Source organism: Litchfieldia alkalitelluris (genome assembly GCF_002019645.1).
Classification (GTDB): domain Bacteria; phylum Bacillota; class Bacilli; order Bacillales; family Bacillaceae_L; genus Litchfieldia; species Litchfieldia alkalitelluris.
Genome location: NZ_KV917374.1, coordinates 371,100 through 385,660 on the forward strand (window position 1 = coordinate 371,100; position 14,561 = coordinate 385,660).

A 14,561-nucleotide genomic window follows, 5' to 3' on the forward strand; every position below is an offset into this window, starting at 1 on the left:
GATCTCTTCTTACTTTATATGTAAGAAGGGATTTTTTTATGTGATTTTATTGTTTTTTGTCAATTAGAACTTATTACGAACTACTTTTTGGGTGTATAGTTTCTTTTTTATCATTTAAATGTATCTGTCTTCTCCTATCATGAACAAGATCAACCTGACAAATACTATTCACAATTGTATCAGCCATCTTCATTACGAGGCTTAGACGTGTATTTTGAAGAACAAAGTATTCCATAAATCCGCTAACATTCACAATACCAGTTATATGTATATCTCCAACAGGTGTTAAGGCTTTATTTACACCGGCTCCAGGCTTCACAGGACCATCGCCTATAGAAATAATTCCAACGCTCTTTAATCGCCCTAAACAGGCATCAATACCGATGATAAAAGGCTTTTGATATGTTTGCTTAATCCAATTCATCTTTTCTTCTAGATTAACAGCATGTATAGGATCGTCCAAAGTGCCATATACATGAAATTGAGACAACCTTTTTTCTGTTAATTTTGTTCCTACAAGAGGGCCAAGCGAGTCACCAGTAGATCGATCAGTACCTATACAAATAATAATGATTGGTTGATTGTTAGAAGGGAGTAATGATGTGACTTTTAGTGATATATCCTTTTCTGCATCTTCTTGGTTATATAAGATACGGGTTTTATCACCTTTAATAACATCAAAAAGATTTTGTTTTAGATTCATAGGTTTCGCCCCCTTTTAATAGTACTAACAGTATACGGAAAAATCGGGACTTCTATACGTAGTAGAGAAATAATTTTAGAATTCTTTTTACTAAGATAGGAGTAAAACAATTAACCATTATAGAAGGTTATTGGAGGATGTTACACTTTAGGTTTTTTAAAATTGATATTTTTAGACTTTGGAGGGATTGCTATGTGGAGCTCTGGATTTAAATGGATGTTTCTAATAATGGGTACAACAATAGGAGCAGGATATGCCTCAGGAAGAGAATTATGGCAATTTTTTGGAGATCAAAGCGGACTTGCTATCATTCTATTTACAGTTATCTTTTCTATTTGTTGTTTTGTTATTATGAAGATTAGCTATAATGTTAAATCTGAACACTTTATACCCGTATTGCAGCAATTGATAGGAAAAAGGTTGGCACATATTTATGATGTTTTAATTATTCTATATTTGTTTACAACAACCATTGTCATGTTGGCAGGCGGGGGAGCAACACTAGAAGCATTTCAAGTTCCGTTTTGGGTAGGAATTTTTCTATTTTGTGCACTGCTAGTTCTTTTGTTTGTTTGGGGAATAAAAGGAATGGTAACAATGAATATATTTATATTACCTGTATTAATCACTGGGTTAATCATTACTTTACTACTTTTTATTTCATCTAGTAATAATAACTTATCGTTCGATTGGCAAGCACAAAATAACTGGCCATCAGCATTTACTTTTACGGCTTTAAACATACTACCACTTATTGCAGTTTTATCTGCAGTGGGCAAAGAAATGAAGCATATAGGTGAAGCAAGAATTGCAAGTGTCGGGAGTGGGCTTATTCTTGGAGGAATTTCATTTATCTATAATGAATCACTAATGCAGGTGGCTGAAGAAATAATGTTATATGAAATACCATTATTTGCCATACTAAAATATTATCCATATCCTATGCTAGTATTTATGTCATTTTTATTATGGTCCGCGATCTTTACGACAGCAGCATCAGGTATATTCGGGATCACTACTCGTTTTCGAGAAAAGCTAAATCTTCCTTTATGGGTATTAGCTATTATTTCACTTGTTTTGATGATTCCTTTTACAACATTTGGTTTTGCAACATTGGTTTCAGTACTGTATCCAATCTATGGAATTGCAAACCTGTACTTACTTACATCAATTTTGTTATATCCGATCATGAACCGCTATAAATTTAGCTGAAAAATTGGTAAAATACTTAGTATAAAGCTGTTTTGTAAACTTTGTTGCTTTTGAATGGTTATTTTAAAGTATTATGAACTTATTAGAGTGGCATCTTTTATACTCTATAACCGAAAAAAAACACTTTGTATTACAATTGGATATTTTGCTAGTAGCAACAACTTTTACAAAAGAGCTTAGTATAAAGAGATTACATAGAGAGGTAGATTTAGTTGGGCTGGTTAGAGAATGTATATGAAGAGCATATAAAACCTCATCTTTACAATGAAGATTTATGGATTTCAATAGGTATGGGTTTCCTAAAAATAATCTTAATTATATTTATTGCTGGAATTGTTGTCCGGGTAGCCAAAATTGCAATACGTAACATATTTAAGGTGCGTGCAAAGGGACCTATACACATAACGGAACGACGAGAAGCAACACTAATAAAATTGTTAGAAAATATTTTAACATATGTTGTTTACTTTGTTGTTATTATTATGATTTTAGAAACAATGGAAATCGAAATACGAGCACTACTCGCAGGGGCTGGTATCCTTGGTCTTGCAATTGGTTTTGGGGCTCAAAACTTAGTTCGAGATGTAATTACAGGGTTTTTCATCATTTTTGAAGATCAATTTTCTGTTGGCGATTATGTTCGAATCGGTACATTTGAAGGGGTAGTAGAGGAGATAGGGCTCAGAACAACAAAGATTAAAAGCTTTACGGGAGAACTTAATATACTGCCTAATGGAAGTATTATTGAGGTAACAAACTTTTCGATTCATAATAGTATAGCAATTGTGGATGTTAGTATTGCTTATGAAGGGAATATTGTTGAAGCGGAAAGAGTTCTTGAAGAATTGCTACAAGAGCTTCCTGATAAATATGAGGATATGATTGAGCCTCCTCAATTGTTAGGTGTACAGACTTTAGGTGCATCTGAAGTGACATTAAGGGTGATTAGTGAAGTACTTCCGATGCGTCATTTCCACATATCTAGAATGCTTAGAAAAGAAATTAAAAATCGTTTAGATGAGCATGGAATTGAGATTCCATTCCCTCGTTTAGTAATGTATAACCGTTCAGAGGAAAATGAACCGAAAAAAATGGGAGGGGAATCCTAATGATTGAAAAAGAATTTCACTTAAATGATGTTGTAGAAATGAAAAAGCCCCATCCATGTGGCGAAAATAAGTGGAAGATTATAAGAATGGGAATGGACATCCGCATCAGATGTGAAGGATGTTCACATAGTGTACTCATTCCAAGAAAAGAATTTGCAAGAAAGATGAAAAAAATACTCGTTAAACATGAGGAATAACTAATATATTCCTCTTTATAAATTCCGATATAATTTAAGCATCCTATAAATGAGTCTAAATCAAGGACAACTTTATAGGGTGCTTTTATTATTTATAGTATTGTTAATGGGTGCAATCGTTAACTTTAAATACCAATTTAAAAGATTTGCAGAAAAACACTTCAACATGTATGCTAGAAAAAAATTAATCATTTGCAGAGTTGAAAATTAATGTGTAGGTTTGGATATAACAAAGACTTCTAAAATGATTTAAATAAAAGCTAATAAGTAAAACTTATAAATATATTATATGCTTTTTAGGTTAGACACCCTATGCTAAATATGTATATCGCACCCTGAAGAATGAAAATGTGGCTCACCTAGTGTGGAATTAACGGAGAGCCACTTGACTCCTGCTGGATTTAGCGGTTTCGTGAGACCCCACAGGAGCCCTTGGCGACGAGGAGGCTCACTGAACACCCCGCGGAAAGCAAGTGGATCGCAGCTCATGGAACTCCACAACCTAGGTTATTTTCAGGGTAGACTTCTATGCTAATTAAAATTAGCACCATGGAGGATGAAAAATTATACTTAGCTTAGTGCCTAGCTCCAGGCGCTATCGGCTCGGGGTCATAAGTCAATCCATCTAGAAGGTTAAAGAGCAACCTTCTAGCCGTCTCGTCTTATGCCTGTCGCCGATGAACGAGCGCCTTCCGCTTTTCTTTTTAAAAAGTATTCTTTAGCTATTAATAGGAGAGATGAACGAATGGCAACACTAAAATCATCATGTTCATTGAATTGTTGGGATAATTGCGGATTTAACGTAGAAATAGATAATGGAAGAATTATAAAAGTAGATGGTGATCCTGAGCATCCTATTACCCAAGGCAAAATATGTGGAAGAGGTAGAATGCTAGAAACTCGAACAAACTCCGATCAAAGACTTTTGTATCCCTTAAAAAAGGTAAATGGAGAGTTTCAAAGAATTAGTTGGGAACAAGCTTTAGATGAAATCTCTTCAAAAATGGCTGAAGTAAAAAAGGAATTTGGTACTACTTCAGTTTTGCATAGTCATGATTATTCAAATGGTGGTTTATTAAAGAATATCGATAAAAGGTTTTTTAACTGCTATGGAGGGGTTACTGAGTTAACAGGTAGTATTTGTTGGGGGGCAGGGATAGAAGCCCAAAAATGGGATTTTGGGGATTCCTGGAGCCATTCTCCGGAAGATATCATGAATAGTAAGCATATTGTTATTTGGGGAAGAAATGTTTCTAGAACAAATATGCATCTATATCAATATTTGTTGAAGGCGAAGGAACAGGGAGCAAAGATCATAGTGATTGATCCAATCTATAATCCAACTGCAAAAATTGCTCACTCATATATTAGTGTTAAGCCAGGTATGGATGGATTTCTTGCGATTGGCGTTATGAAAGAACTTGTTCGTTTAAAAAGGCATGATCAAGAGTTTATCCAAAACTATACAATTGGATATTCGGAATTTGAAGAGTTATTAAACTCTGTCACAATGGAGGATTTAGAGCTCTATACAGATGTTTCACGTGAAACATTTTCAGATTTAGCGAAGGTATATAGTGAGGGACCTACTTCTACTTTCTTAGGCTTAGGAATGCAAAGGTATGATAATGGTGGAAATACGATTAGATTAATCGATGCACTAGTAGCAATTAGCGGGAATATTGGTATACCTGGTGGTGGAGCTAATTTTGGAAATCTACAAGTAGGGCAAAGTTTTGATACTGGTGGATTAGCTCTTCAGCACAAAAGAAAAGAACATCGAACCTTCTCTATGATGAAGCAAGCAGAAGGCATTTTAAAGGCGGTTGAACCTGAAATTAAAATGATTGTTGTTTCTTGTGGTAATCCTTTAACACAAGTGCCTGATACAAATTTAGTTCGCAAAGCTTTTGAGTCAGTTGAGACATTAGTTGTGATCGATCAATTTTTAACAGATACAGCTGAATTAGCAGACTATGTGTTACCAACTGCAACAGTTTTTGAAGAAGAAGATTTGTATTACTCATCAATGTATCACCATTATGTTAATTATGGACCCAAATTAGTTGATTCTCCAGGAGAGGTACAATCAGATTTGTGGATTTGGTCGGAATTAGCGAAAAGACTGGGATTTGGTGAGGAATTTAATTATTCTAGAGAGCGATGGATTGAAATGGGCTTAGGCACCTTATTAAACAAAGGATTTTCCTTAGAGAACGTAAGAAAGACTGGTCATTTTGAGTTACCAATTGACCATGTTCCATGGGCAGATTATCAGTTTAAAACCCCAAGTGGTAAATACGAATTTCATTCAGAATTAGCAGGAACAAAAAATCTAGATGGGAAGTTAAAGTTATTATTTCCTGAGGAATCAATCATAACAAACAAAGCACTTGCTAATAAATATCCTTATACATTATTAACTATACACCCATTACGTTCAAATCATTCACAACATTATCATGTAATAAATAGTCTACAAGTTATAAAAGTGGAAATTTCAAAGGATATTGCAGAGGAAAAGGGTTTGAAGGAGAATGATTTAGTAAAGGTCTTTAATGATAGGGGAACTTTGGAAGGAAAAGTTAAAATTCTTCCAAGAGCTCATAGGAAGACAGTAAATATTGATGAGGGCCAATGGGGGAAGTTTGGTGGAAGTGTAAATCAGCTTACTCCAAATCGTGAATCAGACAATCTTCAAGGAAGCACACTATATGATTGTCTAGTTAATATAGAAAAAGTGTAGGCAAAAGGAGTTGAATAAATCAACTCCTTTTTAAATGTTCTAAGAAAGTATATAAACTATGAACGTTTTTTTGGTGTTTAGTTCCAGATGTCAGCATTCATTACAAGGGTTAAGTAATTAGACCCTCAAGTATTTAAAACAAAAGCGTTTATGAATACCTAATACTCATGAGAATAAAGCCAAAATTCAGTAGTTGGAAAGAAGTACGTAGGCATTCTATTGTCCTTATAAAGCTTGTGTTTTTTATCTATACTATCTATAATTGTGAAGGTTACTAATAAAAACAAGCTTATTGAAAAGTCCATCAAGATGTGGATGATTCATTTTTAGAAGATATAAAGTTACTATTACATAGTGAATAAAGAGGAGCGAATGAATATGGCATTAACTGCAGGAATTGTTGGATTACCCAATGTTGGAAAATCAACACTTTTTAATGCAATCACACAAGCTGGTGCAGAATCTGCAAACTATCCGTTTTGTACGATTGATCCGAATGTAGGGATTGTTGAGGTACCAGACGATCGATTAAATAAATTAACGGAATTAGTACAACCAAAGAAAACTGTTCCGACTGCATTTGAATTTACAGATATTGCCGGAATTGTAAAAGGTGCGAGTAAGGGGGAAGGACTAGGTAATAAATTTCTATCTCACATTCGCCAAGTGGATGCAATCTGTCATGTCGTACGTTGTTTTGCCGATGACAATATCACACATGTATCTGGAAAAGTAGACCCTATTGACGATATAGAAACAATTAACCTGGAGCTAATTCTTGCGGATTTAGAGTCAGTTGATAAGCGAATTGATCGTGTAGGTAAATTAGCGAAACAAAAGGACAAGGATGCTTTAATTGAGCATGAAATTCTATTGATGCTTAAAGAAGCGTTTGAACAAGAAAAAGCTGCGAGAACAGTCGAGTTTACTGATGAGCAAATGAAAATTGTTAAGGGACTTCATCTTTTAACAATAAAGCCAATGCTATATGTAGCCAATGTAAGTGAAGATGATTTAGCAGACCCCTCTGGTAATGAATATGTTGCCAAAGTCCGAGAGTTTGCATTGACAGATAATGCTGAAGTAATTGTTATTTGTGCAAAGATTGAATCAGAAATTGTTGAGCTTGAGGGAGAAGAAAAAGCCATGTTCCTTGAAGAGCTTGGAATTGAAGAATCTGGTCTAGATCAACTAATTAAAGCATCATACAATCTTCTTGGTTTAGCAACCTATTTTACAGCTGGTGTCCAAGAGGTAAGAGCATGGACATTTAGAAAAGGAATGAAAGCACCTCAATGTGCGGCAATCATCCATACTGATTTCGAAAGAGGATTCATCCGTGCAGAAACAGTTTCCTATGACGACCTTATTAACAGTGGATCTATGACAGCAGCACGTGAGGCAGGAAAAGTTCGCCTTGAAGGTAAAGAATACATTGTAAAAGACGGAGACATCATTCACTTTAGATTTAATGTATAAACAATGTAAATAACAAAATTTTTTACTATGTTATGAAAAAACCACCCTAAATTATATTGTAGTTTTACGTGTTTATTATTTACTAAGTGTGGAATGAGCGAAGAGTCACTCGACTCCTGCGGGATATGCGGCCAGCGTGAGACCCCGCAGGAGCCAAGAAGCGACGAGGAGGCTCACGAACCGCCCCGCGGAAAGCGAGTGAATCGCAGCGAAGGGAACTCCGCTAACCTAAGCTAATTTCAAGGTAGACAATGTATAAAAACAAAAATTATTGCCTAGTACTGATATGTAATCAATTGATTATAGAGTACTAGGTGTTTTTTTATTTTCTAGGATATTCTATTGCTAATCAACTAACGGTATGCTATAATTCTACTCTGTGAGTAATTGAAAGATTGCTCCTTGCCCTTTTCTAAAAGGGCCGTTAGTCCAAAAGGAGGTGAACGTGATGAGAAAATACGAAATTATGTATATCATCCGTCCAAACATTGATGATGAAGCTAAAAAGGCTTTAACAGAACGCTTTAGTGGCGTTTTAACAGACAATGGTGCGGAGATTACAAACGTAAAAGAATGGGGTAAGCGTCGTTTAGCTTATGAAATCAACGATTTCCGCGATGGTTACTACATGATTCTTAACGTAATGTCTGGTTCTGAAGCTATCAACGAATTCGATCGTTTAGCTAAAATCAGTGAAGACATTATCCGTCATATCATTGTTAAGATAGAAGAATAATAATTAGTCTATAATATATTTTAAGAATATTTGTTGAAGGAGTGGGTTCTGATGATGAATCGCGTAATTCTCGTAGGTAGACTTACGAAGGATCCAGAACTACGCTATACCCCAAGTGGAGTAGCTGTAGCAACTTTCACGTTAGCTGTTAACAGGGCATTCACGAATCAGCAAGGTGAACGTGAAGCAGATTTTATCAATTGTGTAGTTTGGCGTAAACCTGCTGAAAATGTGGCGAACTTTTTGAAAAAAGGAAGCCTAGCTGGAGTAGATGGACGAGTGCAAACTCGTAACTATGAAGGTCAAGATGGTAAACGTGTCTATGTGACTGAAATTTTAGCTGAAAGTGTTCAATTTTTAGAACCAAGAAGTGCTAACAATGAAGGGCAGCGTGGCGGTGGAGGTTCTTACGGTGGAAATCCTAGTCCATACGGCGGCGGTGGTAACCAAGGTCAAGGTCAAGGATATGGGTATGGCCAGGATCAGAACCAACAACGAAACAACAATCAAGGTGGATATACAAAGGTTAATGATGATCCATTTGCAAATGATGGACAACCAATTGACATTTCGGACGACGATCTACCGTTTTAATAAACAGAAATATAAAAGGAAGGAGGAGATTCTAAATGGCAGGTGGACGCAGAGGAGGACGTGCAAAACGTCGTAAGGTTTGTTACTTCACAGCTCATGGTATCACTCACATCGATTACAAAGAAGTGGATATGCTAAAGAAATTTATTTCTGAGCGTGGAAAGATTTTACCTCGTCGTGTAACAGGTACTAGCGCAAAATATCAACGTAAATTAACGATTGCTATCAAACGCGCTCGTCAAATGGCTTTATTACCATATGTTGCAGGTGAATAAATAAATAAAAAAAGCAGTGAGGTCTCCTCACTGCTTTTTTTAGTCCATTTAAAATACGATTGTAATAAAGGGCTACTTTTAAAAAGCCTGTTGTTATTAAAAGCGGTGAATTCCACTAATCAGTGTCTTATCTCACGTTTAGGTTGCTTTAGAAAAGGAAATTATAATAAGATTGGAACCAATGGGTTTTAGTGTACCATAGCTTACTGTTGATTTAAGATACATATTGTAATTTGAAGATGTTTTGTTTAATTTAAATGTAGATAGTAGGTTAATAGTACCAAACGGGTAAGAGAGGTGTAAAAATGAATAAAAATAGATTTATTGTAGATGGAGCAATGCTGCTTGCCATTTATATTGTCATGCTTTTAGCATCAGTTTTTCTTCCATTGCTAGGAACGATTATGGCTTTTATTTTGCCAATTCCATTTATTATCTTTGCAAGTAAATATGATATCAAAAAAGCATTAGTGTTTTTAATCGCTGCAACTACCTTGTCGCTATTATTTACATCAGTTACAGGGATTATTTTTTCCCTTATCTTTGGAGTTAGTGGTCTAGTTTATGGTATCCTTCACCAAAGGGGAAAAAAAGCGATTGAAATTTTATTAGGTATGACGCTTTCCTACATAATTACGTTTGTTATCTTCTATGCAATAGCAAGTAGTTTATTTGCATTTGATTTTTCAGCATTAATTCTTGAATCTGCAAGACAATCGGTAGAGATGATGGAAGGACTAGAAATGGAAAATGAGGCCGCTCTTGAGCAACTTGAAGAATCCATACAAAATTTTCCGTATTTATTACCTAGTTTATTTGTTACAACCGCGTTTTTCTTTGCCTTAATATCACAGCTTCTTTCATATCCGATATTAAAAAGAGTGTCTAAAGATATTGAAAAGTTACCAGAAATAAGAACAATCACAATACCCATTAGTATTTTGTGGTATTATTTAGCCGTATTGGTATTAATGCTGTTTGAAATGGAAGTTGGCACATTTTATTATATGGCGGTTACAAACTTATATTATATACTACAATCATTGATGGTGATTCAGGGACTTTCATTTATCTTTTACTTGATTCATGCTAAGAACCTGCCTAAGTTTCTGAAGATAATCACGATCATATTAGCACCATTTCTTCTTTCTATTATTCGAATCTTAGGTATAATTGACTTAGGGTTTCAACTAAGAAATAAGATAAAACCGAAAAGCTAGAAATATGCATAGGGAGTTAAAAAGACATGCCTGACTTTTATAAAAAGAAAGTATTTCGCTATCCTATCTATGCCCTACTCATAGTCACAGGTATCCTTTTAGGGGTGATCTTGTATTATCATTATTTGATTGGAATTATAGGCTTTCTGCTACTTGGGCTAATTTTATATTTCCTATATAGAGCAGATACATTGTTAAATCAAGAAATGGAGAATTATATCTCTACTCTTTCCTACCGTTTAAAAAAGGTAGGGGAAGAAGCGTTAATGGAAATGCCAATAGGGATTATGTTGTTTAATGATGAATACTATATTGAATGGACGAATCCTTATCTATCAACCTGTTTTGACGAAGATACACTAGTAGGACGATCATTGTATAGTGTAGCAGATGCATTGATTCCGTTAATTAAACAAGAAGTTGACACTGAGATCATTACGATTTATGATCGTAAATTCAAGGTGATTATTAAACGGGAAGAGCGTCTTCTATATTTTTTCGATGTTACAGAACAAACCGAAATTGAGAAGTTGTATGAAGACGAGCGGACAGTTATTGGTGTAATTTACTTAGATAATTATGATGAAGTTACACAAGGAATGGATGATCAAAGAAAAAGTACAATTAATAGTGAAGTGACATCTATTTTAAATAAATGGGCTAATGAAAATGGAGTTTATTTAAAGCGTACGTCATCTGAACGCTTTACAGCAGTCTTAAATGAACATATTCTGTCGTTACTTGAAAAAGGTAAGTTTACCATTTTAGATGATGTAAGAGAGCAAACGTCAAAGGATGGTGTTCCGTTAACTTTAAGTATAGGGATTGGAACGGGTGTCCCTTCATTACCAGAACTCGGGGCACTTGCCCAATCAAGTTTAGACTTAGCGCTTGGGCGTGGTGGTGATCAAGTAGCCATTAAACAAGTAAATGGAAAAGTAAAGTTCTTTGGTGGTAAAACCAATCCAATGGAAAAGCGAACAAGAGTGAGAGCTCGAGTGATTTCACATGCATTAAAAGAACTGATGATTGATAGCGATCAGATTTTAATTATGGGACATAAGTATCCTGATATGGATTCAGTGGGTGCGGCAATTGGGATTTTAAAGATTGCACAAATCAACCAGAAAAAAGCATTTATCGTTCTTAATCAAAATGAAATTGACTCGGGGATACATCGTTTACTTGAAGAGATTCAAAATCATGACGACTTATGGGCTCATTTCATCAGCGCAGAGCAAGCATTAGAAATGTCAAATAATAATGATACCCTTTTAGTGGTGGTGGATACACATAAGCCATCACTTGTCATAGAGGAAAGATTGTTATATAAATTAGATAATATTGTAGTCATTGATCATCATAGACGAGGCGAAGAATTTATTGAATCTCCATTACTAGTTTATATGGAGCCGTATGCCTCTTCTACTGCAGAATTAGTTACTGAGCTGTTAGAATATCAGCCTAAAAAGCTTAAAATGAACATGTTAGAGGCAACAGCTTTATTAGCGGGGATCATTGTTGATACAAAAAGCTTCACGCTAAGAACGGGCTCTAGAACCTTTGATGCTGCTTCATATCTTCGCTCACAAGGCGCAGATACGGTATTGGTTCAGAAATTCTTAAAAGAAAACATTACTCAATTTAAAAAGCGGAATGAATTAATAAGCTCATCTTATATTTATAAAAAAGGGATTGCTATATCCAGAGGTAGAGAAGATGAACTGTTTGATCAAGTATTAATAGCACAAGCAGCAGACTCATTATTAACAATGAGTGATGTAATTGCCTCATTTGTTATTTCCATGAGGAATGATCAGTTAGTCGGTGTAAGTGCAAGATCACTAGGCGACATCAATGTCCAGGTTATCATGGAAAAGCTAGGTGGTGGTGGGCATTTAACAAATGCTGCAACACAACTTTCTCATGTAACGATTGATGAAGCAGAACAAAGTCTTAAAGACGCCATTGATGAATATTTTGAAGGAGGCAGTAAATCATGAAGGTTATTTTCTTAAAAGATGTTAAAGGAAAAGGGAAAAAGGGAGAAGTGAAAAACGTTGCAGATGGTTATGCACACAACTTTCTCTTAAAGCAGGGACTTGCGATTGAAGCAACGTCTGGAAATGTTAAAACATTAGATGCAAAGAAAAATAAAGAACAACAAGAGGCTGTTGAAGAACTAAATCAAGCAAAAAGCTTAAAGGAAACAGTGGAGGCATTAACGGTTGAACTAAATGCTAAAGCTGGAGAAGGTGGTCGCTTATTTGGTTCTGTTACAAGTAAGCAAATCGCTGACGAGTTAGCTAAAAAGCATAAGATTAAAATTGACAAGCGTAAATTTGATTTACCTGATGGAATTCGTGCTTTAGGTTTCACAAATGTTCCAGTTAAGCTGCATCCAGAAGTAACAGCTACTGTTAAGGTTCATGTAACTGAACAGTAATTACCATTTAAATGTGATCATAAATCGTATAAAATAAAGAAATGTGATTTTGTTATTGTAACAGATCACATTTTTTATATAGGCTCTTTTCTAAAAAGGTTGTTGTTAATTAATCTCGTATAAAGTGAAATACAGTGTATTTTAGGATTTTGCTTTAATTTAGGAAGAAAAGATGCCACACTACTTAGTTCATAGTAATTTAAAAGACTTTTCAAGAAGCAATAAAGTTTACGAAAATAGCCTTTATATAAGGATTTTTATAGTTTATGAAAATTAAAACTTAATTTATTTTTTAAATACACGATACTATAATAGACATAAGGTATATCACTAGATAGGGGTGGAGTATATGAGCGAGCTTATGACGGATCGTCTTCCTCCGCAAAATATTGAAGCTGAGCAAGCTGTACTTGGTGCGATTTTTCTAGAACCAGCATCTCTTACATTGGCTTCTGAGGTCTTAATTCCTGAAGATTTTTACCGAGCAGCACACCAAAAAATCTATAAAGCGATGTTAACACTTTCAGATAAAGGTGAACCTGTTGATTTAGTTACAGTTACGTCAGAATTAGCAGATAGTAGAATGCTAGAAGAAATAGGGGGCGTCTCTTATTTAAGTGACATTGCTAATTCTGTTCCAACAGCTTCTAATATTGAATATTATGCAAGAATAATAGAAGAAAAGTCGATTCTTAGAAGATTAATTCGTACAGCAACTACCATTGCACAAGATGGCTTCTCACGAGAAGACGAAGTTGATGCTTTGTTAAATGAAGCTGAGAAAAACATTATGGAGGTTTCCCGAAGAAAGAATGCAGGGGCCTTTCAAAATATTAAAGATGTATTAGTCCAAACCTATGACAATATTGAAACCCTTCACAATCGTGTGGGAGATATTACTGGAATTCCAACTGGATTCCAGGAACTAGATAAGATGACAGCGGGGTTTCAACGAAATGATTTAATCATCGTTGCCGCTCGTCCATCGGTTGGTAAAACTGCTTTTGCTCTTAATATTGCACAAAACGTTGCAACGAAAACAGATGAGAATGTAGCAATCTTTAGTCTAGAGATGGGTGCTGAGCAGCTTGTCATGCGTATGCTTTGTGCAGAAGGTAATATTAATGCCCAAGCCTTAAGAACCGGATCTCTAACGGCAGAGGACTGGGGAAAGCTAACGATGGCGATGGGAAGTCTATCAAACTCAGGAATTTTCATCGATGATACTCCTGGGATTAAGATCAATGACATTCGATCTAAATGTAGAAGACTGAAGCAAGAGACAGGATTAGGCATGATATTGATTGACTACCTACAGTTAATCCAAGGTAGTGGCTCAAGTAAAGATAACCGTCAACAAGAGGTTTCTGAAATCTCTCGTTCCTTAAAAGAGTTAGCCCGTGAGCTAAAGGTACCTGTAATTGCTCTATCACAGCTTTCTCGTGGTGTTGAGCAACGTCAAGACAAACGTCCAATGATGTCTGATATTCGTGAATCTGGGAGTATTGAGCAGGATGCCGATATAGTTGCCTTCTTATATCGTGATGATTACTATGACAAAGAATCCGAGAATAAAAATATCATAGAAATTATCATCGCTAAGCAACGTAACGGTCCAGTAGGAACTGTATCACTAGCATTCGTAAAGGAATACAATAAATTCGTTAACTTAGAACGGCGATTCGATGATGCTGATTTGCCGCCAGGAGCGTAGAGACTACCGAAAAGATTCGGTGGTCTTTTTTTGCAAGATAAGAAACATTTTGGAATACCATAGGTGTTGATACTGTGGTATTTTTCGTGTATGGAGACTAAAGTGAAGAGTGGAGTAGAATACTTCAGAA

General features: G+C 35.4%; 13 protein-coding genes. 12 read left to right on the top strand and 1 reads right to left on the bottom strand.

Annotation, left to right across the window (positions count from 1 at the left end; all coding sequences use genetic code 11):
* Positions 1-73 precede the first annotated feature (73 nt).
* Positions 74-703 (bottom strand): spore protease YyaC, encoded by a 630-nt coding sequence (gene yyaC / locus BK579_RS01875; protein ID WP_078543261.1) that lies wholly within the window; start codon positions 701-703, stop codon positions 74-76.
* 192 nt (positions 704-895) lie between these two features.
* On the opposite strand from yyaC, the gene BK579_RS01880 reads away from it, so the two are divergent.
* The 12 genes from BK579_RS01880 to dnaB all read left to right on the top strand — a co-directional run bounded on the left by BK579_RS01880 (position 896) and on the right by dnaB (position 14,431).
* Positions 896-1,915 (top strand): YkvI family membrane protein, encoded by a 1,020-nt coding sequence (locus tag BK579_RS01880; RefSeq protein WP_078543262.1) that lies wholly within the window; start codon positions 896-898, stop codon positions 1,913-1,915.
* 290 nt (positions 1,916-2,205) lie between these two features.
* Positions 2,206-3,024: a mechanosensitive ion channel family protein gene (locus BK579_RS01885; protein ID WP_078550320.1), complete on the top strand. Its 819-nt coding sequence runs from the start codon at positions 2,206-2,208 to the stop codon at positions 3,022-3,024.
* A complete protein-coding gene (locus BK579_RS01890) occupies positions 3,024-3,221 on the top strand; it encodes a DUF951 domain-containing protein (protein WP_078543263.1) in 198 nt (65 codons plus the stop codon). Before BK579_RS01885 ends, BK579_RS01890 begins: the two co-directional genes overlap by 1 nt.
* 745 nt (positions 3,222-3,966) lie before the next feature.
* Entirely contained in the window at positions 3,967-5,967 is a 2,001-nt protein-coding gene (locus BK579_RS01895; protein WP_078543264.1) for a molybdopterin-dependent oxidoreductase, read from the top strand.
* A 378-nt stretch (positions 5,968-6,345) separates the two neighbouring features.
* A complete protein-coding gene (gene ychF, locus BK579_RS01900; RefSeq protein ID WP_078543265.1) occupies positions 6,346-7,446 on the top strand; it encodes a redox-regulated ATPase YchF in 1,101 nt (366 codons plus the stop codon).
* 448 nt (positions 7,447-7,894) lie between these two features.
* Positions 7,895-8,182, top strand: a complete 288-nt coding sequence (gene rpsF / locus BK579_RS01905; protein WP_078543266.1) for a 30S ribosomal protein S6 — start codon at positions 7,895-7,897, stop codon at positions 8,180-8,182.
* A gap of 51 nt (positions 8,183-8,233) precedes the next feature.
* On the top strand, positions 8,234-8,776 hold the full coding sequence (gene ssb / locus BK579_RS01910) for a single-stranded DNA-binding protein (RefSeq protein ID WP_078543267.1): 543 nt from the start codon (positions 8,234-8,236) through the stop codon (positions 8,774-8,776).
* A gap of 35 nt (positions 8,777-8,811) precedes the next feature.
* On the top strand, positions 8,812-9,051 hold the full coding sequence (gene rpsR / locus BK579_RS01915; RefSeq protein WP_078543268.1) for a 30S ribosomal protein S18: 240 nt from the start codon (positions 8,812-8,814) through the stop codon (positions 9,049-9,051).
* 305 nt (positions 9,052-9,356) lie between these two features.
* A complete protein-coding gene (locus tag BK579_RS01920; protein WP_078543269.1) occupies positions 9,357-10,271 on the top strand; it encodes a YybS family protein in 915 nt (304 codons plus the stop codon).
* A 26-nt stretch (positions 10,272-10,297) separates the two neighbouring features.
* Positions 10,298-12,274 carry a DHH family phosphoesterase gene (locus BK579_RS01925; protein WP_078543270.1) on the top strand — a complete coding sequence of 659 codons (1,977 nt, stop codon included), beginning with the start codon at positions 10,298-10,300 and terminating at the stop codon, positions 12,272-12,274.
* Positions 12,271-12,717, top strand: coding sequence for a 50S ribosomal protein L9 (gene rplI / locus BK579_RS01930; protein WP_078543271.1), 447 nt, complete (start codon positions 12,271-12,273; stop codon positions 12,715-12,717). Before BK579_RS01925 ends, rplI begins: the two co-directional genes overlap by 4 nt.
* Positions 12,718-13,066: 349 nt before the next feature.
* The gene (gene dnaB / locus BK579_RS01935; RefSeq protein ID WP_078543272.1) at positions 13,067-14,431 is read left to right on the top strand and encodes a replicative DNA helicase; all 1,365 of its coding nucleotides are present in this window, start codon (positions 13,067-13,069) and stop codon (positions 14,429-14,431) included.
* Positions 14,432-14,561: the final 130 nt, after the last annotated feature.

What these genes read in the sequence shown, in the direction of transcription:
- rpsR (WP_078543268.1), top strand. Translation starts at nt 8,812, where the DNA reads ATGGCAGGTGGACGCAGAGGAGGACGTGCAAAACGTCGTAAGGTTTGT.
- BK579_RS01880 (WP_078543262.1), top strand. Translation starts at nt 896, where the DNA reads ATGTGGAGCTCTGGATTTAAATGGATGTTTCTAATAATGGGTACAACA.
- ychF (WP_078543265.1), top strand. Translation starts at nt 6,346, where the DNA reads ATGGCATTAACTGCAGGAATTGTTGGATTACCCAATGTTGGAAAATCA.
- BK579_RS01920 (WP_078543269.1), top strand. Translation starts at nt 9,357, where the DNA reads ATGAATAAAAATAGATTTATTGTAGATGGAGCAATGCTGCTTGCCATT.
- rplI (WP_078543271.1), top strand. Translation starts at nt 12,271, where the DNA reads ATGAAGGTTATTTTCTTAAAAGATGTTAAAGGAAAAGGGAAAAAGGGA.
- dnaB (WP_078543272.1), top strand. Translation starts at nt 13,067, where the DNA reads ATGAGCGAGCTTATGACGGATCGTCTTCCTCCGCAAAATATTGAAGCT.
- rpsF (WP_078543266.1), top strand. Translation starts at nt 7,895, where the DNA reads ATGAGAAAATACGAAATTATGTATATCATCCGTCCAAACATTGATGAT.
- BK579_RS01925 (WP_078543270.1), top strand. Translation starts at nt 10,298, where the DNA reads ATGCCTGACTTTTATAAAAAGAAAGTATTTCGCTATCCTATCTATGCC.
- BK579_RS01890 (WP_078543263.1), top strand. Translation starts at nt 3,024, where the DNA reads ATGATTGAAAAAGAATTTCACTTAAATGATGTTGTAGAAATGAAAAAG.
- ssb (WP_078543267.1), top strand. Translation starts at nt 8,234, where the DNA reads ATGATGAATCGCGTAATTCTCGTAGGTAGACTTACGAAGGATCCAGAA.
- BK579_RS01895 (WP_078543264.1), top strand. Translation starts at nt 3,967, where the DNA reads ATGGCAACACTAAAATCATCATGTTCATTGAATTGTTGGGATAATTGC.
- yyaC (WP_078543261.1), bottom strand. Translation starts at nt 703, where the DNA reads ATGAATCTAAAACAAAATCTTTTTGATGTTATTAAAGGTGATAAAACC.
- BK579_RS01885 (WP_078550320.1), top strand. Translation starts at nt 2,206, where the DNA reads ATGGGTTTCCTAAAAATAATCTTAATTATATTTATTGCTGGAATTGTT.